A 21,454-nucleotide genomic window follows, 5' to 3' on the forward strand; every position below is an offset into this window, starting at 1 on the left:
GGTCGAGGGCGCGACCTTGGAGGGCATGCTCGTCGGCTTGGGCGCCCCCGCGGGCGCCCTGGTGGTGATGGACCGCGGTATCGCCACCGAGGAGAACGTGGTGTGGCTGCGCGCGCAGGGCTATCGCTATCTGGTGGTGAGCCGGGAGCGTCAACGCCAATTCGATGCGGACGCGGCGATCGCGATCCAGACCGCCGGCGGGGATCCCATCGCCGTGCAGCGCGTCCTCGACGCCGAGGGCGAGGAGGTTCGCCTCTACTGTTACTCCGAGCGCCGGGCACACAAGGAAGAAGGCATCGCCGAGCGGTTCTGCACCCGTTTCGAGGTGGCCCTGCAGGCCCTGCACGAGGGACTGGCGCGCCCGCGCACCACCAAGCGCATCGCCAAGCTGTGGGAACGTATCGGGCGGTTGAAGGAGAAGAGTCACGGCGTCGCGCAGCACTACAGCATCACCGTCGAGCCGGATGCCGGCGGGGTCAACGCCCAAGCCATCCGCTGGGAACGCCGACCGGTCGACGGCACCTTGGTCACGCACCCCGGGGTCTATTGCCTGCGCACCAACGAGCTGACCTGGGAGTCGGAGCAGCTGTGGCGCACCTACGTCATGCTCACCGACCTGGAGGCGGTGTTCCGCTCCTTGAAGTCGGAGTTGGGTCTGCGTCCGGTTTACCATCAGACGGCGGAACGCACCGAGGGACACCTGTTCATCACCGTGCTCGCCTACCAGTTCGTCCAGATCATCCGGCGGCGCCTGCAGGCGCACGGCATCACCGACCGGTGGTCCAGTCTGCGTGCGATCCTCGCCGGCCAATGCCGGGTGACCGCCACCTTCCGCCGTCCCGACGGGCGTGCCCTACATGTGCGCAAGGCCACCCAACCGGAACCGGCGCAGCTGGCGATCATCCGGGCCCTCGGCAGCGACCCCACCCCGGGAGGTGTGCATAAAATGATTGTTTGATCCCTCATCCCGAAGAATGGCATGTTTGTAGTGCCACTCGCCCACTTCGTTCGGCGTAAGCCAATGAAAGGAAAGGGAGCTTGGGGTGGGGTGTTAAACTTAGGGTAACAAACGCGGTTCAGGCAACTTGGTCGATGGCGTGAAGACGACCTTGCTCGCGTAGGCGCTGCTGAACGCCACCAGCGCTCAGCTCAAAGCCGTTGGGCCAGCATAGTGCACCGAACTCCAGAAAGAAGCGGCGAAAGAAGGGGCGTCCTCCAGGGGCTTTACCATATCGGTGCCGCGCACGATCAGCGGCGCAAGGTCGTAGTCGCCCCCGGTGCCGTCGGATAAGGCGAGTCGGATGACCTTGTCCTGCACGAAGTCGGCTCGCACGATCTTAATCATTGTCTGCTCCCGGAATGCGTTGCAGCGGCTGGAGCGCAATGGCGCGCTGGTCGTGGCTCACGTAGTCCAGGGCCTCGAAAATGCGTCGGTCCTGCTCGCGGGTCTCGCCGTCGGCGGAGCTCCGAATCTGCGCCTCCGAAAAGCCTTGGTCCATGTCCAGGCGCATGACGGCCGTGTTCCCATGGAAGCGCACCAACTGGTCGTTCCTCATGTTCCGGTGGTCTCCAGCGTCTCGAACAGGTCGAGCTGGGCGCAGGGCTGGACCTTAGCCCTGCCCGGTTCCACCGGCTCGCCAGCGAGCGCGCGTTGCAGCGGCCGATAGAACACATCGGTGTTCTGGAAGCCGCGGCGCCGGAGGCGGTTATTGCCGCGGAAGATGATCACATCGATGCCGTCACGGCGGCAGATTTCACAGGGGCAGTGCTTCCAAGGCATCGCCTCCAGCGTCCGCCGAAGCCGATTACGCCTGTCATCGGTTCGGACACCATTCGCTTTGCTCTAAAGCTCTTGGTCGCTTCGGGGATACGGATTGCTGTGAAGAACCCATCCTCGGTCAGGTAGTTCTCCCCGCCACTGCCCATCCACGCGCGTCGAAGGTAGGACGCACTGTCTACCGACCGCACCCCAGCCTCGCAAAGTCCCCCAGCGCCCCCAGCCGCGCCAGCCCGAACAGGTGCATATCCACATGCTCAGGGACGACCTGGTGAACTGCTTCCAGCACCCGCAAGATCTCCTTGGTCGGCGAGCGCACCAGCCCGCCCGGGGCGATATAGCGATAGCCCATGGCAACGTACTGATGCGCCGCATCAGCATAGCCTTGCGGGTCCCTGCACCGCACCGATCGGGGTCGACACGAGACTGCCTTTCTCGGCGCGCCTGCATTCCACTCGACTGAAGTCCGCCGAGTCGGAGTCCTCAAGAATTTCGCTGAAGCGGGGTATCGCCGGGAGCGGTAGGTTTAGGAGGAGCGCAGCGGCGGGCGTGGCATCATCGTCACCTTGATTCGGTGAAGTGGCGTCATGAAGAGGGGCCTCGACACATACGCCTGATGCTTGGATCGGAGGTGATTGTTCGACTGAAGCGGGATCAGTTGCGGCCCGAATGTCTGCTCGGGCAGTGGTCAGGGTTAGGACTGACCACTGTCTTTACGTTGTTCAAAACGGGTCCGATTTAGGCCCGGTTTGGGCCCCGACGAAAAAACCGGCACGAGGACGGCTTCTAAGTTTCTGATTGTATTGGTGGGCGCAGGTGGGATCGAACCACCGACCCCTGCCGTGTGAAGGCAGTGCTCTCCCGCTGAGCTATGCGCCCGATTCAGCGGCGCAATCTACCAGGCGCGGTTGGCGAGGTCAACGCCGCCGAATCGCGGCGGGGCACCGGGTGGCTCCGCAGCATCGGCGGCTTAAGGGCGAGGCCATCATCAAAGGCCGGATCGAGCGTTCTGGCCGATCGCCGCCTTGAAACTCTCCAGGATCAATCAGTGCCGACGGACGTCATCCCCGGCGGCTGTGCCGATACCTAGTCTCGGGGTATCACCGTTACCCGGTCGCCCACCCGAATCAGCCCGCCCTCGCGCACGCGCAGGCAGTGCCCGCCGTAACGCCCGAGCGCCTTGGCCATACCGGCGCCGGCGACCCGATCCAGATACCCGCAGGGCGGGCGCACCCGATGCCACGCCAACAGCGCCTCGCCGATCCGCAGGCTGCGGCCCCGTAGCTCGACCCCGACCAATCCGGAGACCACCAGGTTGCGCCGATGTTGCCCGGCGCCGAGCGGCAGACCATGCCGGCGCTCCGCGCGCTGTAGATCCTCGGCCAAGATCAGGGTGACCTGACAGCCATCGGTCAGCCGCCAGAACCCACGGCCCGCGGCATAGCGATCCTCTGCCAATCCTTGGTCGACGAGCGCCAGGGTCTGCTCACAGGCACGCATCGGCGTCCCGGCCGCATCCGCGACGAAGATCGCCGTCACGCGACCGCCGGGCACTCGGCGGAAACGCCGAACGAACCGCCCGAGCCGCGCCCTCAGCCAATCAAGAGACCCTGTCACGATGACTGGATCAGCGTCTTGCGGTAGACCCGGACGATCCGGGAGCCATCCCAGACATAGGAGAGGTGGGGACCCTGCCGGGGGATGGTGACTGCCGGTGGCCGCAACGCGGCGAGGCATTCCCCTCCGGGATCCCGCACCGACCGATAGACAATCCCCCAGGACCGCACCGCGCGCATCGCCAAGCCGAATGCTTGAGATGGCCGCCAATCGTCCGGGTCATGCAGATGGTCGTAATCCGCGCCTCGGACATCGTGCAAGGGCTTGGCCACCGCCCCCACGTAGACCCGCATGTCGATCTCTCCGGCGTCCTCTCGTGTGTAGGCAAGAAACCGGGCGCGGTGGTAGCTCGTCTCCTCGATCGCCGTGTGCAGGGTCTTGGCCGCGTAATAAACGCCGAAGCTGCCGTCGCTGAATCGGCTGGCCACGCCGATGTGCGTGAACGCGGCCATCACCGGCGTCGAGCCGGGACCACAGACACGGTCCTCGCGATCGACCAGTGCGATATCCCCGGCCTCGTCGCGCAAGCGCTCGTTGGTCAGCCCTTCGAGATAGAACAGCTCATCCATCAGATCCGGGTCCACGAGCGTCTCGAACAGGTTGATGGGCGGAAACTCCGAGGAGACGATGCGGTACTGGTGCGTCCAGTCCAGATCGCAACAGGGCGGGCGCTGCGGATCAGAGTCCCCGCTGAGCATCGAGATACCGCCGCACATCCGCAAGATCGATCAGGCTGCCGCCGAGCATCCGCTCCAGCGCCGACTGCCCGTGAAACAACGGCGCCGTATTGGGCTTCTTCACCCATTCGTCGGCCGCACGCGGCGACGGCAAGAGGATGTTCAACGCCTTGGCGATACCCAGCAGGTAACTGATGCGATCCAGGACGTCCCGCCCCAGCCGCCGGGCCGTCTTCTCCGCCTTCCATTTGAAGAAGGTCGATTCCGGCGGGTTGCCGAGCAGAATCCGCTCCTGAGCGGCCGTGAGCCCCCAACGTGCGGAAAGATTAAAAAAGGCCTGCAGGGCGGCACTGGAGAGTCGCTCCGGATCGAAGCCGGTTTGGGGATGCGGGAGTGCACTCATCGCATAAGCTCTACATGTGGAGCAACTTTATATTTATCTCTAAAAATAGAGCGTTCTGTTCGGGTTATCAAGTCCTCGGGAGATTCTCGGCAGCCAGAGCCTCGATCCAGCCGGGCCACGCACACGCCCGTTGAGATCGGTGCCGGTGCTCACCGCCCACCGCCCAGGCTCTCGATCGCTCGCGCGGCTTCCGCATCACCCGCAGCCGCAGCCTTGCGCAGCCACCCAAGTCCCGCCTCGTGCGTCGGCCCGGAGGACTCATGCTCGGCCATGAGCTGGCCGAGGCGGCGCTGGACCTCGGTGTCGCCGGCCTCGGCGGCGTCGCTGTAGTAGACGATCGCGTAGGGGATGTCCGGTGCTGCGATACAGGTTCCGGGGCGATGGGTGAGCGGGTCGTAGCGACGCGCGAGGCGGGCCGCGAAGGCGGGGTCGGTGTTTGCGGCTTCGCTGTAGAGGGCATACGCGGCGGGGCAATCGCCGGTCTGCTCGAGCTGCTCGGCGCGCTCGAAGATGGCTGCCGGGGTCGGTCCGTCGGCGAGGAATCGGCTGGCCAGCGCGATGCCTGTGAGGGTGGGATCGCGTTCCGAGGGGGGTGCCGTTTCGTCCGATTGTTCGGACTCCGGCGTGTCCACTTGGGCGGGCGGGAAGTCCGGGGGCGGCTCGACGACCAGGGGTGTATCCGGATCCGACGGCAGCGTCTCGTCGAACCATCCGAGCCACCAGGCACCGACGCCGACGCCGGCCAAGAGCAGGACGGCGGCGAGTGCGAGCCAAGGCCAGCGTGCGGCGGGTCGCGGGGTTGGTCGGGGATCCGCATGACCCTCGAGGTCGAGCGAGAAGTCGTCGGCGTCGGAATCAGGCTCGGCGTCGCGCGTGGACTCGGCTCCGGGTCTGCGGATGCTGATGGTCTCTTCCAGCGGATCCTCGGATGCGGAGCGCGACGCGGCGGCGCCGGAGCCGATCAGCTCGCCGCGGATCCGCAAGGTGCCGGCGTCCTCGACACCGTCGAGCCTGGCCACCACGCGCAACGGGGCCCCGCCGACGCCGACGATGCTGTCCACCAGGTCCGCGCCGAGGGTGAGTCTGAGTCCATCCGAGAGGGGCTCGGCCGTGAAGATGGGGTGCCAATGCGGTGTGACCTGCCACTGACGATCGAGTCCCAAGTAGCGCCCGTCGTTGCGTTGCAGGGCGAGCGAGACCGTCTCCGGGCTCGGCCGTGCGCCTCCGATCAGCAGCCGGGCGGAGCCCGGACCAGCCGGGTGGAGATCGATCTTCAGGGCCATCGGGGTCTACCTATGGTCGTTGTGGGTTGAGTGTGTTGAGGGGAGCGCGTGGTCAAGGCGATGTCCGGAGAATACTTATGCCTTGTGGGTCGGACTTGAGTCCGACCAGGCGGTACCGCCATCCAGCGGCGCCTTTCTCGGGCTGAAGCCCGACCCACCGGGAGACAGTTTCGCGACAATCGCCTTATGTCGACCCGGCGCCGCCCCCGGCGACGAGGGCTAGGATCTGGCCGAGCCGGGCGTTCTGTTCGGGCGAGATGTCGCGCCCGGCGGCGTGGCCGGCGTTGGCGATGGCGAGCGCTCGGAACGTCTCGAACCAGTCGACGATGTAGAGCGCCGGGAAATTCACCGGGGTCTCGGGCAACGCGGGCATGCCGCGGTGCGGGATCGGCGGGGGCGGAGCGAAGACCGGGCGCTGTTGGCCGACCAGGGAGCGCGGGCGGTCGTCGGGCGGCAGGTCGTCGCTGCCGAGGTAATCGACGAAGCGATTGATGCGCGTTGCGGTCACGAAGACCTGACGTTCGGCGAGCTGAGAGCGCATCGCCGCAGTCTGGGACTCCGCGCTGTCGATCAGCGCGATCAGGGCTTGATCGAGGCCGGAGCGGTCGGCTCCGGTGATGAGCTCGCCGATCAGGTCTTCGAGCGCGCCCTTGTCCAGGCCCATGTGGCGCAGCCAATGCGGGTCCTCGGGCAGTGCCTTGAGATGACCGACCCAATAGCTGAGCACCGCACGGACGAAGCGTGCGGCGTTCTCGTTGGTCGCCGCGGGGGGCGGTGCATCGGCGCCGCCCTTGGTGGTCGAGGAGTCGGCGCCCGGCGGGTAGCCGGATGCGGCCCCTCCGAGCAAGGCATCCAGATCGATCAGACCGCCGTCGCTGCTCGGCGCCGGGGTGCGGGCCGCATCCGACGCGGCCGGCGTGGTCGCCGGCGCCGGTTGGCCGACTACGGCGTCGGCACGCAGATAGAGTGCGCGCAGTCCCTCCTTGGGCGGCTGCAGCGCGCCGAGCAGAGCGGCGAAGCGATTGGGTCGCTGACGCAGAGCACCGATCACCCGATCGGCGAGGCGGCGTTTGCTGTCGACCTCGGCCGCGCCTTCGGCGCGGAAATAGGGTCCGAATCGATGCCGAACGAGCTCCTCGATCCCCGCGTCGAGCTGCTCGCCGATCCGGGCGAGCTTGCCCTCGGGCGCGGCGACCCGGCCGAGATAGGCGGCGAGGCGGGAGATTCCGCCGTCGTTGAAGCTGAGCATGGAATCCCAGGCCGCTTGGGGGTCCGCGAGATGCTTCTGGACGGTCGGGTCCTCGCAGAAGGTACGCCGCAAGAGGTCGAGACGCGCCCGTTGTCCGGGGAGGATGGCCTGCTCGCCGGACGCGTCGGTCTCGATCACGGCGGTCGCCATGCGCGGCTTGCGCACCAGAAAGAGATTGTCGAAGGGCTTGCCCGGCGACCATTCGCGCAGCCAGTCGTAGGCGCCGAAGCGCTCCAGGAGGGCGAGCTTCATCATGCCTTCCCAGCCCTTGCGCATCAGGTCCTCGGTCTCGCTCGGGACCGGGTTGAGGCGGAAGTCGAACATGGTGAAGGCCCAGATCAGCCCGGGATCGCGGCGCGCGCGGGTAGCCGGATCCGCACCCTGCGTGGCATGGACCCAGGTCTCCAGTACCGGCCCCAGGTCTTTGACATCGCTCTGCTTATGCGAAGGCGCGCAGAGCACCAGGAGGTTCATCTCCTGATCGTCGGTGTAGCGTTCGAAGAGGAAGGCGACCTTGCCGCGCAGCACCAGTTGGGCGACCGGGTCGACCTGGTCGTCCTGGAGCTGCTTGCGCACCTCGGCCAGGTTCGCGACCGCGAGGCGTCCGCGATAGCCGGGAAAGTCGAGCAGGTCGACCTGCTCCAGGAGCCCGGTGCGCGGCGTCTCGGCGAGCACGAAACGCAGCTCCGTGGTCAGGGCCGCGAGCAGCGAGCGCGGCAGCGCAACCGCCGGCAGCAGGGTCTCGCCGCGACGCGGGACGATCTCGATGCGGTCGGCGTCGTCGCGCCCGAGCCGCTCGAGGATGTCGACGTTCATGATGCTGTCGCCCTGGCTCAGCTCGCCGCTCGCGTCGGTGCGCACCAGCGCGGAGAGCGGGGCATAGGCGGCGTCGGCGTGACCGGCGTCGGCCAGTCCCCGACGCAGGGCCAGATAGGTCTCGGTCAGCTCGCGCACCTCGCCCCAGAGCACGGAGAAGAGCGCGGCGCGGTCCGCGGGCTCCAGGTAGGGCGCCAGCGCGATCGCGGTCGGCCAATAGTCGGCCTTGAGCTGCTCGGTGGTCTTGGGGAAGCGCTTTTCGAAATATTCGAGCAGGTCGACCACGTCGTCCTCGCTCACCCCGCCGGTGGGCGCGGCGGTGCGGCGCGCCTGCAGGGCGGCGAGATGGCGGCGCAGATGGCCGGGCGAGAGGTCGACCTCGACCTGCTCGCGATCGAAGTCGTTGAAGAAGGCGTTGCCGAGCACCTTGGCCAGATCGACCTCGGAGAAGAGCGAGAGCTCCAGCGGATAGCCCGGCGGTGCCGTGCTCGGGCGGCGGGTGAAGCGGGTCACCAGACCGGTCGCCTCCTTGCCGTGTCCGGGCGGGTTCACGTGCTGGATAAAGTTGAGCCGTCGCCCCTCGACGTCGGTCTCGAGCTCCCCGCTCTCCCCGGCCGCGAGTGCCGAGATCAGATAGGACTTGCCGGCCTGGGACAGGCCGAAGAAGCCGACGCTGACCGAGCGCCCGGCGGCGCGTCCGAGCCGTGTGGCAAGGTTGCGGGTCCGTCTGAGCTTGTCGGTCAGGCTGTCGGACTCGCGATCGAGCCGCCGGGAATGACGGCGCACCTCGGCCACCCACTCGATCGCCTCGCCGCTGCCCTCGTAAAGGGCACGACTGCGGCGAATCAGCTCGGCTGCGCGTGACGCGTGCGATGTGTCGGTCATGGTCTCTTCGCTTGATTCTGCTTCGTCATCATTCAATTCCTTGGTCGACGCCCGCACCGAGGCTCGATGGGTTCGCTGCGCTCTACCCATCCTACAATCCATTGTTTCAGGGCGAATTGTATGGCCCGAGAAAACGCTCGCCGTTGAAATGGATCAGATGCGACGGCGCATCCGCCACCCACACTTCAGTCTCCCATGCGATCTCCGCAAGGTAGCGGCCCATGATCGCCCGGTTCGGAAACGCGGTGACATAGACGAGCCCGGCAGTCGATCTGGCAAACAGGTCGGCAAGCTCGGTGTGCCGCTTGCCATCGACCGGCCCATGACTGGTAACCGACTCCACGAGAAGCAACCAATTCTTCGCAGCATAGTGGAGCACCACGTCAGGCATCTTGCCGTGAGAATCCACATCGACACCCAATCCCGCCAGCAAGGCTGCGTCAAAATAGCCCCACTTGTCGCCCGTGTCTCCGGCATAAACCAGCACACTGGCAGGTGCGAAGCGCGGGGCGAAGTCCTCAATGACGGCACGGATCAGCTCGCTATGCTCGCCGGGGCTGATGGTGATTCGCTGGCCCGGTACAATCTCAACCGGGATGCGGTTCTGCTCGCGTTCCTTGGCGTACTTGGCGACTAATGTTTCACGTTTCGCCAGATAGGCAGCGAGGTTGTGATGCCAAGCTGGACTGCCGAAGGTGCGCAGCAGGGCCAACGCGGCGGATTCGATCTGATAGACCGCTTTGGGGCTGTTCACCGCGCGGTCGGGATTATCTGGATTGTAAAGGGCTATTCCAGCGTCGCAGAACTGATGCATGGTCTGACGGCGTACCGTCTCCCGCGTATTCGGTGCATATTCTTTGTCGAAGTGCTCTCGCGCCCAGTCCATGATCGGGGTGATGCCAATCAGTGGGTTTTCCGCGTCGGCCCATTCTTTTCCTGGCGTGAGATTCAGCAAGGCCAGCAGACACAAGGCTGAACGCTCGTTCTGTTGTGCTCGGGGTAGGCCCAACGAAACGATGATCTGCTGTGCAGCCTCGGTGTAATCGTTCTTGTTCTTCATGCCGTCAATGCTTCCAGCCTGGCGTCGATCTGGTCTTGTGAGAGCGTTCCTTGGCTAGCGGCCCACTCGCCAAGCTCAATCAGAGCGGCACGGCTTGGGTACTTCATTAGCCGAAGGTCGGTTGCGTTGACCTGTGTGTGGCCGCTAAAGCGTCGGAAACTTTCATCTACTGCGGTCGTGTTCAGGAACACGGCCAGCCCGCGGGCCAGAGGTTCAGGCAGGCCGTGCTTGTTCTCGTGAAACAGGTTTAGATGATTCTCGAAGCCCAGCAAAGGCGCGTCGCCAAATGCCCTAGGTTCCACCGTGCTCGCCACGATTCGGCGTTTTTCCTCCTTCGAGGAGAAGCGGCGCACCACACAATAATATCCGCTCGGGTAAAGCCACCTTTCGGTGTCGGCGTTCCGCGCAATGGCGTTGGACTTCTTCGTGTTCTCTATTGGCCATGTTGTGCCGATGCTGCTGAAATGGCCGGGATAGAGCAAGGGCACGGTGCCCGGCCCCGGCATGTCGCGCAGGTGCGCTTTCAGACGGAAATCGACTACCGGCCCGGTGGAAACCTTGATGCCGAGATCGCTCAGTGTGCAGCGAATCGCCGGGAATAGTTCAATGGCGTCGTGCTCTGACGATGTGGGCACATGGATAAATCGCTCGGGGTCATGCGGAAACACGATCCGGTCGAACGGGTGTTCATGGGCGGCGAGGTCGGAAAAGCTGTCATCGGCTGATGTCGAAACCGTCACCGATTCCTGCTGGGCGCCACGCTCCAAGCGGATGATGATGTTTTCCTGCAGGACATCGTCATCCTTAAAAGCTTTGCTACGCGAGTCAAACAAGTGTATGTGGCGGATGGCCGTCCGCTCGAGGATAAAATCACGGAATGGTCGGTAATACGGCCCATTGCAGAAGCTGCGCGGGATGATGGCGACGATCTGGCCTCCCTGCGCGGCTAGAGCGACGGCCAGCGCCACGAAAGCGCTATAGAGGTTCACTGTCTCGATGCCAACACGGCGCAAGGCCAACCGGTGAGGCGAATTGCTGTTGAGCTTCTTGTACGGGGGGTTAAGAATTGCGTGAGTGAAGTGTTCCATGGGGCTGGAAAACAGGTTGCCGGCCAACGATTCAACCGCACAGTGAATGAAATCTTCTCCTTGGATATTGACGGACAAATCGCCGTTGCCATTATACTTATTTAGCGTCTTCGACAAATCGTCAATCAGATCGTGGTCAAGCTCAAAGGCATCGACCGCCACGCGCTGAAAGTGAAGCCCTCCAGTCCTCCACCGATCCAAAAAAGCAGCAGATAGGGAACCGATCCCTGCTCCCGCGTCTAAAAGGAAACAATCCCCCATTCCATCCGGGAAAAGCCCCGCCATAAATGCCGCCATTCTTTCAGGCGTGAGAAACTGACCGAAATGCGCCTTCTTTTTCGCTCCGGTACTTTTTGAGAGCTCCAATCTTCTCTGTTCAACCGTCGATAGCAAAACGGTTTCTCCTTCTCCTGTGCGCCCTAATGTTCAGCACGATAGTCCGAGGACGGCTGGCCGCCGCACTGGGATCGGTATCTGGATATCCAGATCCGTCGCCAGCTCCCGGCGAAGTCGCGTCACCATGGTACATCCGACGGGGCGAGGATTTCCTGAAGGACCTCGAGCCCGCGGCCTTGTCGGCGCTCACGGCAGGCCAGGTCACGGACGACCTGCGACGCATGTCGGTCCGCTCTGATCTCTCCGAATGGCTGATGCGTCAGATTGTCGATGGCTTGCGCTTGCTATTGGTTGACCTGGCGCAGGTTCCGGCCGGGAAAGGGGTCGACCGGGACTATTGGTGCCCACGGACTGAAGCGGCCGGGTGTGCCGCCCGTGAGAGCCCGGTGCATGCGATCTAAAGGTCGTGAGTCCGCGGCGCGTCCTCCTTGGATCCATGGCTGCAGCCGCGAGCCACAACGCGCAGGCGTCTCGCCTTCCGCCCTACGCGCAGCCGATTCGCTCGGAGCTGTTCCCTCACGGCGCGATCCCGAGCGCCGCCCGCAAGCTCGCCGCGTCGCCGATGAACTGCACGCTTGTGATGTTGCCCCCTTCCGACGTGATCAGGGTCACCTTTCCGGGCTCGCGCGGCAGCATGGCGGTCTCCTCGGGATCTCGCCCGAGCAGCATGGAATAGGGCCGCTTGCGCATCTTGGGCAGGGCGATCATCGAGGTCACCATGCCGGGCATGGCACTGATGTCGGAGACGTACCGGATGCCGACCGCGGACAGCGACTCCGTCGTTTGATCCGCCAGCGCTGTTTCCACGAGGGCCGAGACCTCGCGCTCGGCGCTGAAGATCAGCAGTCGGGTGCTCGCGTCGATGGTGTGGGTGGTGTCGTATTGGTCCTGCAGCGTCAAGGCGGGCATGGGTGTACCGTTCTCGAGCGAAGCGGCAGACGCGAAGGCGGGGAACAGGAACGGAATCAGGAGCAATCGAAACGACATCTGGCAAGACCTCGGTGAGAAACGGATACGAAGACGGGTTTTGATCGGGGCGACGCGGATCCGGGACGCCGGCTGTTGTCGAACGCGACATTGGCGGTGCATCCTCTGTCTCGGCTGCATCACACCGAGTCATCGATGGGCTGCCACGCCTTGCTAAACGGACGGCTGGGCAAGTCGCCGAAACAAAGGAGAGCACAACGGAAGGACGATAAACAGCGCACGGACCGGACGGTCACCATGTCGCTCGGGTCTGGAGATCGTTGCCTGCTCCCTGAAATCAAGGCGCGCCGACTCGGGCGGCTCGCTGTCCCCTCACGGCCGTCCGGGCGTGCGCACGGCTTTTGCTTAGATGGAGACGGCTTGATTTGGGTCGGGTGATCGATCTCGGCTCGACGAGGGCCGATACGGCATCGCCCCTTCAAGCCCCAGATACACGCCGATGTCTCCGGGGACCGGACCTCGATCGGACACACCCTTTCCGAACACCTCTCAGGAGCCTGAATGGATAAGCGAGCATTCCAGTTCTCTCCGGTCCAGCGTTACCTCGACCGTATCCATGAAGAGTTGCTCGACCTGAAGGACGGCGCCGTCGCCGATTACATCCCGGAGCTGACCCGCGCCGATCCATCCTGGCTCGGGATCGCGATGGTCACGGTCGACGGGCATGTCTACCAGGTCGGCGACTCGCGTCAGAGCTTTACCATTCAATCGATCTCCAAGGCGATCACCTATGGTCTGGCGCTTGAAGATCGTGGGCTCGACCAGGTTCTGAGCAAGGTCGGCGTCGAGCCCTCGGGCGAGGCGTTCAACTCGATCAGCTTGGAGCCCGGCACCGGGCGTCCCATGAACCCGATGATCAATGCGGGCGCCATCGCGACCACGGGTCTGATCGCGAGCACACCCGATGCCCCGCCGATGCAGCGGATTCTCGACGCCTTCGGGCGTTATACCGGCAGACCGATGGCGATCGAGGAGACGGTGTATCGCTCCGAAAGCGACACCGGCCATCGCAATCGGGCGATCGCGCACCTCCTGCTCGGTTACGGGATCCTCGATCGCACGCCCGAGGAGGTGGTCGATCTGTATTTTCGGCAGTGCTCCATCCTGGTGACCGCGCGGGATCTGGCGATGATCGGCGCCTGTCTGGCCAACAACGGGGTGAATCCGGTCACCGGTGTCGTCGCGCTGCAGTCGCGATATGTCGAGAAGGTGCTGAGTGTCATGAGCACCTGCGGCATGTACGACTTCTCGGGCGCTTGGATCTTCAACGTGGGCATGCCGGCAAAGAGCGGCGTGGGCGGCGGGATCACGGCGGTGCTGCCCGGACAGTTCGGTCTCGGGGTCTTCTCGCCGCGACTCGACGCCAAGGGCAACAGTGTCCGCGGCATCGAGGCCTGCAAGCGGCTCTCCAAGGATTTCAGTCTGCACCTCTTCCATGTCGCACGCTCGACCTCCGCTACCGTCATGCGTCAGGTTTACGACTGCGCCAAGCGTACGTCGCGCCGTCGTCGCAGCGAGGCGGAGCTCGCCGTACTCGCGGAGCAAGGGCATCGCATCCGCGTCTACGAGCTGCAGGGAGAGCTGTTGTTCGGCAGTGCCGAGTCGGTCGGCGTGGAGATCCTCTCCGAGCTCGCGCGGGTCGATTATTTGGTCCTCGATCTCAAACGGGTGATCGGGACGGACCAGGCGTCGATTCTGGTCTTGAGCGAGCTGTGCATGCGGATCGCCGACGCGGGCAAGCGGCTCTTCTTCACCGACGGCAAACACCTCTATCGCTTCCGAAAACACCTCCAGGGCCAGGCCTATCGCGGACAGGAGCCCGGCCCGCTGCACTTCGAGGACACCGATCACGCGGTGGAGTGGTGCGAGAATCAGCTGATCGCCCGGGCGGATACAGCGGGTGCCGACACCTCGGTCGCGGACCTGAGCCAGCAGTATCTGTGCGCCGCGATGACCCACGACGAGCTCGAATCGCTCAGGCGTGCCGGCCTCGAGCGGGAGTTCAAGACGGGCGAGCGGATCTTCCACGCAGGGGATCGCGCCGAGTCCATGTTCTTCATCCTGAGTGGCGAGGTCGAGGTCTGGATCGATACCGGCGCGAGCCTCCCCTTGAGCCACCACCTGAGACTCTCCAGCCTCGGCCCGGGAATGGTCTTCGGCGAGGTTGCCTTGGTGAACGAGAAGCGCCGCACGGCCAATGTCTCCGCGGCCATGGAGACCCGTTGTTTGGAGTTGCGCTTCGACGCCATCCCCGACGCACTTCTGGTGAAGATGCTGATGAGCATGGCGAGCCACTTCGCCAACAAGATCGAACGCGACACCCAACTCATCCAACAACTGGCCTGATGACGGCCACGCGCGTCAGAGCCGAGTACCCCAGACCGCAAAGACCGGGTCGGATTCGGCGAGCCGGCCGGCATACCGATCGTCGGTCGGTCGCGGAAGACCCCGCAGACTGAAGGTCTCGAGCCGGCCGAATCGGCCGGACTCCCGCAGATAGTCGAGCACGAGCGCGAGCCGCTCGAACGCATGCAACTCCTGCCAGATCCGGATCACCTTCGGGGGGAACCAGCGGTTGGAGAAGGTGAGGATACAACGCCCGCCCGGCTTCAGCACCCGGGCGACCTCGCGGAAGACCTCGAAGGGTCGGGTGAGGTACTCGACCGAGACCGTACAAATCACAGCCGAGAAATCGGCGTCGCCGAACGGCAGGGTCGGATCGCGATTCAGGTCATGGACCACGCGCGCCGTCAGCACCGGATTGGCGTCCAGCTCGGACCTATTCATGCCGAGGCCGGTCACCGCCGCGGGCTCCAAGCCGGGAGGCAGGTGCGAGTGCCAGCTCGTCATCAGGTCCAGGATGTGCGCACCGGCGGGAATCAGGCGGCCGTAGAGGCCGCCGATCTCGGCGATCGCCGTGCGGTCGAGATGGTCGACGAGTCGCGGGCTTGCATAGAAATCGGCGTCCGGACGCGGATCGGGACGCGCGAACGGGTCGTCGGACCAGAAGTCGGTCGCCTGGCCGCGCCAACGTGCCTGCATGCCGGGACCATCGTCGGTGATCAACGCAGTCACCTCGGTGCACCGCCCGACGTGCCGATCCCCGCGGGCGCGAATCGCCTCGATCCGCACGGCGACATCGAGCGCCCGTTCGGCAAGCGGGTGATTGAGATCCGCGGTCAACCGTTCCGGCTGCACATCGACCAACCGCAGCGGCCGTCGGTCGCTGCCCGAGATGCCTTCGACACCTTCGAGGACGCCGCGCGGGTAGAAGCGCCCGGCACGCGGCTCGATCCATGCTCCGGCCGGGAGGCGACGGTTGAAGTGCTCGGGTCGCAGCTCTCGCAGCAGATCGTCGCGTGGCGGCGCAAGCCATGCGCCAGGCTCGAAGCGGAGGGTCGCGCAGTGGCCGACGTGGCGATCCATGATCTCGGCCTCCAACTCGGGCGGGATCAGACCACGACAGAGTGCGAGCCGGCTAGCGACCCGGCTGTCGGTGTGCATCGCGTCCTCGCTTTGCCAATGCAGGTCGAAGCGGATGCGCGCGGGCGTTTGGATGCTCGTCTTGTCAGGCGGCTCGTGCATCGGCGTCTCAGGCATCGCATTGCCCTGGTTGCGGAAGAGGTCGCGTTTCGCCGAGCGGCGCGTGCCACGGCGACCGCAGTCGGCTGTGGCGAGCCGGGGGCTCAGGGCGTTCGCGCGACAGCCCAGATCTGGATCCGCCGAACCCCCGCCTTGCGCAGCATCCGGCTCAGCTCGGCGACGGTGCTGCCTGTGGTCACGACGTCGTCAAGGATGGCGACGTGGCTCCACGGCAGCAAGCCCTGGACCTGGAAAGCGCCTCGAATATTGCGATGGCGTGCGCGCTCGTCGAGGCCGGCCTGCGGTGGGGTGGCAGCGCTGCGGATGCAGCAGGCGTGATCGATCGGCAACGCCAGATCCCGGCCGACGACGCGCGCGATCTCCATTGCCTGGTTGTAGCCGCGGGTGCGCAGCCGAGCCGCATGCAGCGGGACCGGCAACAGCACCTGCGGGAGCGGCGGATCGACCTCGCGGACTCGATCGGCGAGACATTGGCCGAGCAAACGTACGAGATTGAGCTTTCCGCGGAACTTCGCGCCTCCGATCAACGTCGGGATCGCCGCCTCGTAGCGAAAGGCCGCGAGACTGCTCTCGAACGGCGGCGGGTGCCGCTGACAGGCGGCACACCGCGTCCCCGCGGGCATCGGGCTGTCGAAGGGCACGGCGCATTGGAAACAGCAGTCGCGGTTGTGCGGCAACTCGGCCGCACAGCCGGGACAGAGGTCGCGCCCTCCTCCGCTCGTGAGGCCGGGCGCACCGCACAGAACACAGGTCGGCGGGAACAAGACCGACGCGAGCAGGGACATCACGCCGCGCTTCTCGAGCGAATCACCGAACATCGGTTGACAACCGACCGAAGCCCACTAGCATATGTGGTTTTTCCGCACTCGGAAATCGTCCCATCACGCCCATGTCACCCAAGCCTTCCCCTCTCTCCTTGTCCATCCTGCGCCACGATTGGTCGGTCGAGGAGATTCAAGACATCCTCGACCTCCCCTTCACGGATCTGATGTTTCGCGCCCAGACGGCGCATCGACTCTACTTCGATCCCAACCGCGTCCAGGTCAGCACACTCCTGAGCATCAAGACCGGCGCCTGCCCCGAGGACTGCGGCTATTGCGCCCAGAGCGCACGTCACGAAACCGGGCTGGAGCGCGAATCCCTGATGCCGATCGACGAGGTCCTGGACGCCGCGCGGATCGCCCGCGAACAGGGTGCGACGCGCTTCTGCATGGGCGCGGCGTGGCGCAATCCGACGGACAAGAACCTCGAGCAGGTCGTCGCCATGGTCGAGGGTGTCCATGCGCTCGGCCTGGAGACCTGCGTGACCCTGGGGATGCTGACCGGTGCGCAAGCGCGCCGTCTCAAGGAGGCCGGGCTCGATTATTACAACCACAACCTCGACACCTCGCCCGAATTCTATGGTCAGGTCATCACGACACGCACCTTCCAGGACCGGCTCGACACCCTCGAGCATATCCGCGACGTGGGTCTGAAGACCTGCAGCGGAGGGATCCTCGGCATGGGCGAGTCGCGGCGCGACCGTGCCTCGATGTTGCGTCAGCTCGCCAACCTGCCGGCCCATCCCGAATCCGTTCCGATCAACCTGTTGGTCCGGGTCGAGGGTACACCGCTTCAGGCGAGCGAGGCACTGGATCCGTTCGAGTTCGTCCGCGTGGTGGCGACCGCGCGCATCCTGATGCCGGCCTCCTATGTGCGTCTGTCCGCCGGGCGCAGCGAGATGAGCGACGAGCTGCAGGCGCTCTGCTATCTCGCCGGGGCCAACTCCATCTTCTACGGCGAGCGCTTGCTGACCACGCCGAATGCCGAGTCCGATCGGGATCGCGCCTTGTTTGCGCGCTTGGGTCTGGCCTTCGAAGAGATGGACCCCGAGCGCACCGAGCCCGGCGCCTGCCACAAGGCCAAGCAGGCATTGGATGCGGTTGTCGAGAACTGACGGCCTTGCGCGCCCGTGCTAGCGCCTCGATGTCACGCAAACGGAGAATGAGATGCACGCAACGATGACGGGCACCCTGGTCCTTGCGGCCGGCCTTGCCCTCACGCTCAACACGGCCGCCGCGGACGAGGTCACGGACCAGATCGATGCGGCGAAGCAGGCTTACGCGTCCGGCGAGCTCAGAACAGCCGCGGAGACCCTGAACGGCGCCGTCGAGGCGATTCGCGCACAGATCACGGCCGGTCTTCTGACGCTGTTTCCGCCGCCTCTGGAGGGATGGGTCGCGGACGAGGCCCAGTCCCAGTCGGGCGGCCTCGCGTCCATGTTGACCGGGACCCACCTCAGTCGGCGCTACGTCCGGGAAGACAACGCCGAGGTGACCCTCACCCTGATGGCCGACTCCCCGATGATGCCGATGCTGACCATGGCCATCTCGATGCCGTTCATGATGCAAGCCAACGAGGATCTGAAGAGCTTCTCGCTCAAGGGCGAGCGCGGCATGATGGAGCACACCCCGGGCAGCGAGACCTACAAGATCACCCTGATGGTCGGTAGCCGTCTTCTGGTGCAGGGCGAGGGTTCCGGTCTGGCGGATGCGGCCCCGCTGGAGGCGTATCTGAATGCGCTGGACCTGGAGGCCATCCAGGGCGCCTTGACGGACTGAACCGCGTCCCGAGCAACATGCAGCGTTGCGTTGTGACGATGAGCGCGCCTCGACACAAGACCTCGGCAGGACGCGGTTCAGGAGATCTCAACACGGAAATTCAATGCCGGTAGGGTCGACGAGCCCCCGTAGGGTGGACGAGCGATAGCGAAGTCCACCGAACCCCGAACGCCGATCGCGCAAAGAGCAGAGTGACGCGGTTTCATTTCAGGCCCGCTCGACGGGGAAGGCCAAGACCTGATCGATGTGCGTGGCCCCCGTGGCGATCATCAACAAACGGTCGAGCCCGAGCGCGACTCCGCTTGATGCCGGCATGCCGGCCCGGAGTGCCGCGAGCAGACGCGTGTCGGGCGGGATTTCGGCCAAGCCGAGACGGCGACGCTCGGCGCAGTCGCGTGCAAAGCGCGTACCCTGCTCCGTGGCATCGGTCAGCTCGTGAAAGCCGTTCGCCAGCTCGACCCCGTCGATGTAAAGCTCGAAACGCTCGGCAACCGCCTGATCATCGAGCGGCTCTGCGGCCGGCCGGATCCGCGCCAAGGCGGCCTGGCTCGGCGGGTAGTCGCAGAGAAAACTCATGCCTGACCGCCCGAGACGCGGTTCCAGACACTGGGTGAGCAGGAGATCGAGCCAGGCGTCGCGTTCGAGATCCAGCCGATCGGCATCGGGTATGCCGGCCGTGATCGCGGCCGCGCGTAAGGTCCGCACGGGTGACGTGAAGGGATCCAGGTCCAAGACCTCGCGAAACAGGTCGCGATAGCGGATCCGCTCCATCGGCAACCGCGGGCGTTGCAGCGCGGCGCGCACCAGATCGGCCACCTCGTCCATCAGCTGCCCGTCGTCGAAGCCCGGTCGATACCACTCCAGCAGGCTGAACTCCGGGTGGTGTCGCCGCCCGCGCTCTGCGCCGCGAAAGACCTTGCAGATCTGATAGACGGGACCGCTTCCGCTGGCCAGAAGGCGCTTCATCGGAAACTCGGGCGAGGTCTGCAGGAAGAGCCTCCGATCGGCGTTCGACCCATCCCCCGATAGGCCGCCGGAGAGCGAGAGACTCGCGAGCGCCGGATCCGTGGCACCGGCGTGCGAGAGGATCGGCGTCTCGACCTCCATCACGCCGGCGGCGGCAAAAAAGGCGCGAATCCGGGCCAGCATCTCCGCACGAGCACGCAGGACAGCGGTCGTTGCGCACGAGGACCAGTCTTCGCAAGCAGGCATCAGGACGGGTGGATCGACGACGAGGGCGAGCGGACGGGGCCGGTCGTGCCGGCATCGCTCGACCGCGCCTTGCCTTCAGGCCTCCTTGGCACGCGAGACATACTCGCCGGTCCGCGTGTCGACCTTCACGAGCTCGCCGGACTGAACGAACAAGGGCACACGCACCACGGCGCCCGTCTCGAGGGTTGCCGGCTTGCCGCCGCCGCCCGAGGTGTCGCCCTTGAGCCCGGGGTCGGTCTCGGTAATCGCCAGCACCACGAAGTTGGGCGCCTCGACGATCAGCGGCACCCCATTCCAGAGCGTCACCCTGCAGATGTCTTCTTCCTTGATCCACTTGGCCGCGTCGCCCACGGCGTTTGCATCCGCCGTCATCTGCTCGAAGCTGGCCGGATCCATGAAATGCCACTCTTCGCCGTCGTTGTAGAGATACTGCATGTCGGTATCATGGACGTCGGCCGCCTCCACCGTATCGCCCGACTTGAAGGTCTTCTCGACGGTTCGCCCGGTCTTGAGATTGCGCACCCGCACGCGGTTGAATGCTTGGCCCTTGCCGGGCTTGACGAATTCGTTCTCGACGATGTTGTAAGGATCGCCGTCCAACATGATCTTGAGTCCGCCCTTGAACTCGCTGGTACTGTAAAAGGCCATATCGTCCTCGTTGACTGTGGAGCTAAACCGCACAATGGTACCGCGAAGTATCGCTGCTTGTCAGACCGCGACCTCGGACCCGTTGCGCTCCTCCGAGCGGGAGCCGGCCTGGAAACGAGACCTCGCCGAGGCCTACCGAGACGCAGCCGACCTGCTCGCCGCACTCGGTCTGCGTCCGGAGGCGATCCCGGATCTCGACCCCGCTGAATCGGGATTCCGGATGCTGGTCCCGCGCGCCTTTGCCGCCCTGATGACGCCGGGCGACCCTCGCGACCCCCTGCTCAGACAGGTCCTGCCGCTCGGGGCGGAGCGCTTGACGGTCACCGGATTCACCCGCGATCCGGTCGGCGACACGTCCGCGGATCTCGGTCACGGGCTGCTTCGAAAATATACCGGCCGCGCCCTCCTGATCGTCACGGGCGGGTGCGCCGTACACTGTCGCTATTGTTTTCGGAGACATTTCCCATACACGGCGCTCGGCCAAACGCCGGATCGCACCGCCGCCGCGGTAGCCTCCATCGCCGCGGACCCGGGGATCTCCGAGGTGATCCTCAGCGGCGGGGATCCCTTGATGCTGGATGACGATCGGCTCGGCGCACTGCTCGAGCGGCTCCACGAGATCCCGCACCTGAACCGCCTGCGGATCCATTCACGCCTCCCCGTGGTGCTTCCCTCTCGGGTGACGGAGACGCTCTGCCGACGCCTATCGGGCTCCCCTCTCGCGAGCGTCCTCGTCATCCACGCTAATCATCCGAGCGAACTCGGCGCCGATGCCGCGGACGCCCTGCGGCGACTGCGACACGCAGATGTGACCTTGCTCAATCAAAGTGTTTTGCTGCGCGGGGTCAATGACGCGGCGCAGACACTCGGTGCGCTCAGCGAGCGGCTCTTCGAGTGCGGTGTCCTCCCCTACTACCTCCACCAGCTCGATCCCGTGGAGGGCGCTGCACACTTCGCGGTTCCCGACACGCAGGCCCTCCAGCTCGGCGAGGCGTTGCGCGATCGATTGCCCGGCTATCTGGTCCCACGCCTGGTCCGCGAGCTTCCAGGTCGCGGAGCCAAGACACCCTTGAACGACGCCGCCCGCATCGGATCACCGTTCTTGTGAACTCGATCGTTTCCCTAACGGGCCGCAAAGCCGGATAATCGCGCA

The 21,454-nt window shown here is 65.1% G+C and carries 21 protein-coding genes and 1 tRNA gene; 5 read left to right on the forward strand and 17 right to left on the reverse strand.

Features of this window, described 5'->3' with window-relative positions; translation table 11 throughout:
- Window positions 1-958, forward strand: a 958-nt coding sequence (locus tag THIMADRAFT_RS16040; RefSeq protein ID WP_007194125.1) for an IS1634 family transposase, incomplete at its 5' end; no start/stop codon positions are given.
- 186 nt (window positions 959-1,144) lie between these two features.
- On the opposite strand, the gene THIMADRAFT_RS16045 is transcribed toward THIMADRAFT_RS16040, so the two are convergent.
- The 13 genes from THIMADRAFT_RS16045 to THIMADRAFT_RS16105 all read right to left on the reverse strand — a co-directional run bounded on the left by THIMADRAFT_RS16045 (window position 1,145) and on the right by THIMADRAFT_RS16105 (window position 12,238).
- Window positions 1,145-1,345 carry a hypothetical protein gene (locus THIMADRAFT_RS16045; RefSeq protein WP_007194126.1) on the reverse strand — a complete coding sequence of 67 codons (201 nt, stop codon included), beginning with the start codon at window positions 1,343-1,345 and terminating at the stop codon, window positions 1,145-1,147.
- Window positions 1,338-1,556: a hypothetical protein gene (locus THIMADRAFT_RS16050; RefSeq protein ID WP_007194127.1), complete on the reverse strand. Its 219-nt coding sequence runs from the start codon at window positions 1,554-1,556 to the stop codon at window positions 1,338-1,340. Before THIMADRAFT_RS16050 ends, THIMADRAFT_RS16045 begins: the two co-directional genes overlap by 8 nt.
- Window positions 1,553-1,780 carry a hypothetical protein gene (locus tag THIMADRAFT_RS26730; RefSeq protein ID WP_007194128.1) on the reverse strand — a complete coding sequence of 76 codons (228 nt, stop codon included), beginning with the start codon at window positions 1,778-1,780 and terminating at the stop codon, window positions 1,553-1,555. The genes THIMADRAFT_RS16050 and THIMADRAFT_RS26730 overlap by 4 nt, the downstream gene beginning before the upstream one ends.
- Window positions 1,781-1,955: 175 nt before the next feature.
- Entirely contained in the window at window positions 1,956-2,183 is a 228-nt protein-coding gene (locus THIMADRAFT_RS26735; RefSeq protein ID WP_139052867.1) for a hypothetical protein, read from the reverse strand.
- Between the two features lie 398 nt (window positions 2,184-2,581).
- A tRNA-Val gene (locus tag THIMADRAFT_RS16060) sits at window positions 2,582-2,656 on the reverse strand.
- Between the two features lie 207 nt (window positions 2,657-2,863).
- A complete protein-coding gene (locus THIMADRAFT_RS16065) occupies window positions 2,864-3,394 on the reverse strand; it encodes an MOSC domain-containing protein (RefSeq protein ID WP_007194130.1) in 531 nt (176 codons plus the stop codon).
- Window positions 3,391-4,092 carry an RES family NAD+ phosphorylase gene (locus THIMADRAFT_RS16070; protein ID WP_007194131.1) on the reverse strand — a complete coding sequence of 234 codons (702 nt, stop codon included), beginning with the start codon at window positions 4,090-4,092 and terminating at the stop codon, window positions 3,391-3,393. The genes THIMADRAFT_RS16065 and THIMADRAFT_RS16070 overlap by 4 nt, the downstream gene beginning before the upstream one ends.
- Window positions 4,073-4,474 (reverse strand): MbcA/ParS/Xre antitoxin family protein, encoded by a 402-nt coding sequence (locus THIMADRAFT_RS16075; protein ID WP_007194132.1) that lies wholly within the window; start codon window positions 4,472-4,474, stop codon window positions 4,073-4,075. Before THIMADRAFT_RS16075 ends, THIMADRAFT_RS16070 begins: the two co-directional genes overlap by 20 nt.
- 149 nt (window positions 4,475-4,623) lie before the next feature.
- On the reverse strand, window positions 4,624-5,757 hold the full coding sequence (locus THIMADRAFT_RS16080; protein ID WP_007194133.1) for an SEL1-like repeat protein: 1,134 nt from the start codon (window positions 5,755-5,757) through the stop codon (window positions 4,624-4,626).
- Between the two features lie 184 nt (window positions 5,758-5,941).
- Entirely contained in the window at window positions 5,942-8,707 is a 2,766-nt protein-coding gene (locus THIMADRAFT_RS16085) for a putative virulence factor (protein WP_040731905.1), read from the reverse strand.
- Window positions 8,708-8,813: 106 nt separating this feature from the next.
- Window positions 8,814-9,767: a BsuBI/PstI family type II restriction endonuclease gene (locus THIMADRAFT_RS16090; RefSeq protein WP_007194135.1), complete on the reverse strand. Its 954-nt coding sequence runs from the start codon at window positions 9,765-9,767 to the stop codon at window positions 8,814-8,816.
- Window positions 9,764-11,221: an Eco57I restriction-modification methylase domain-containing protein gene (locus tag THIMADRAFT_RS16095; protein ID WP_233490272.1), complete on the reverse strand. Its 1,458-nt coding sequence runs from the start codon at window positions 11,219-11,221 to the stop codon at window positions 9,764-9,766. The genes THIMADRAFT_RS16090 and THIMADRAFT_RS16095 overlap by 4 nt, the downstream gene beginning before the upstream one ends.
- A 546-nt stretch (window positions 11,222-11,767) precedes the next feature.
- Window positions 11,768-12,238, reverse strand: coding sequence for a hypothetical protein (locus THIMADRAFT_RS16105; RefSeq protein WP_007194137.1), 471 nt, complete (start codon window positions 12,236-12,238; stop codon window positions 11,768-11,770).
- A gap of 501 nt (window positions 12,239-12,739) precedes the next feature.
- Here THIMADRAFT_RS16105 and glsA point away from each other — a divergent pair.
- Window positions 12,740-14,584, forward strand: coding sequence for a glutaminase A (glsA, locus tag THIMADRAFT_RS16110; protein WP_007194138.1), 1,845 nt, complete (start codon window positions 12,740-12,742; stop codon window positions 14,582-14,584).
- A gap of 15 nt (window positions 14,585-14,599) precedes the next feature.
- Here the strand turns inward: glsA and THIMADRAFT_RS16115 are convergent, their stop codons facing one another.
- Window positions 14,600-15,823, reverse strand: coding sequence for a methyltransferase domain-containing protein (locus THIMADRAFT_RS16115; protein WP_040731910.1), 1,224 nt, complete (start codon window positions 15,821-15,823; stop codon window positions 14,600-14,602).
- A gap of 101 nt (window positions 15,824-15,924) precedes the next feature.
- Entirely contained in the window at window positions 15,925-16,659 is a 735-nt protein-coding gene (locus tag THIMADRAFT_RS16120; RefSeq protein ID WP_007194140.1) for a ComF family protein, read from the reverse strand.
- A 71-nt stretch (window positions 16,660-16,730) separates the two neighbouring features.
- On the opposite strand from THIMADRAFT_RS16120, the gene bioB reads away from it, so the two are divergent.
- Both bioB and THIMADRAFT_RS16130 read left to right on the forward strand, forming a co-directional pair.
- A complete protein-coding gene (bioB, locus tag THIMADRAFT_RS16125) occupies window positions 16,731-17,777 on the forward strand; it encodes a biotin synthase BioB (protein ID WP_007194141.1) in 1,047 nt (348 codons plus the stop codon).
- A gap of 52 nt (window positions 17,778-17,829) precedes the next feature.
- Window positions 17,830-18,441, forward strand: a complete 612-nt coding sequence (locus THIMADRAFT_RS16130; protein ID WP_007194142.1) for a hypothetical protein — start codon at window positions 17,830-17,832, stop codon at window positions 18,439-18,441.
- 207 nt (window positions 18,442-18,648) lie between these two features.
- On the opposite strand, the gene epmA is transcribed toward THIMADRAFT_RS16130, so the two are convergent.
- Window positions 18,649-19,653: an EF-P lysine aminoacylase EpmA gene (gene epmA / locus THIMADRAFT_RS16135; RefSeq protein WP_040731915.1), complete on the reverse strand. Its 1,005-nt coding sequence runs from the start codon at window positions 19,651-19,653 to the stop codon at window positions 18,649-18,651.
- A 75-nt stretch (window positions 19,654-19,728) separates the two neighbouring features.
- Window positions 19,729-20,301 carry an elongation factor P gene (efp, locus tag THIMADRAFT_RS16140; protein ID WP_007194144.1) on the reverse strand — a complete coding sequence of 191 codons (573 nt, stop codon included), beginning with the start codon at window positions 20,299-20,301 and terminating at the stop codon, window positions 19,729-19,731.
- Window positions 20,302-20,335: 34 nt separating this feature from the next.
- On the opposite strand from efp, the gene epmB reads away from it, so the two are divergent.
- The gene (gene epmB, locus THIMADRAFT_RS16145; RefSeq protein ID WP_007194145.1) at window positions 20,336-21,409 is read left to right on the forward strand and encodes an EF-P beta-lysylation protein EpmB; all 1,074 of its coding nucleotides are present in this window, start codon (window positions 20,336-20,338) and stop codon (window positions 21,407-21,409) included.
- The last annotated feature ends 45 nt before the right edge of the window (window positions 21,410-21,454 follow it).

This window comes from Thiocapsa marina 5811, from assembly GCF_000223985.1.
In the GTDB taxonomy this organism is placed as follows: Bacteria; Pseudomonadota; Gammaproteobacteria; order Chromatiales; family Chromatiaceae; genus Thiocapsa; species Thiocapsa marina.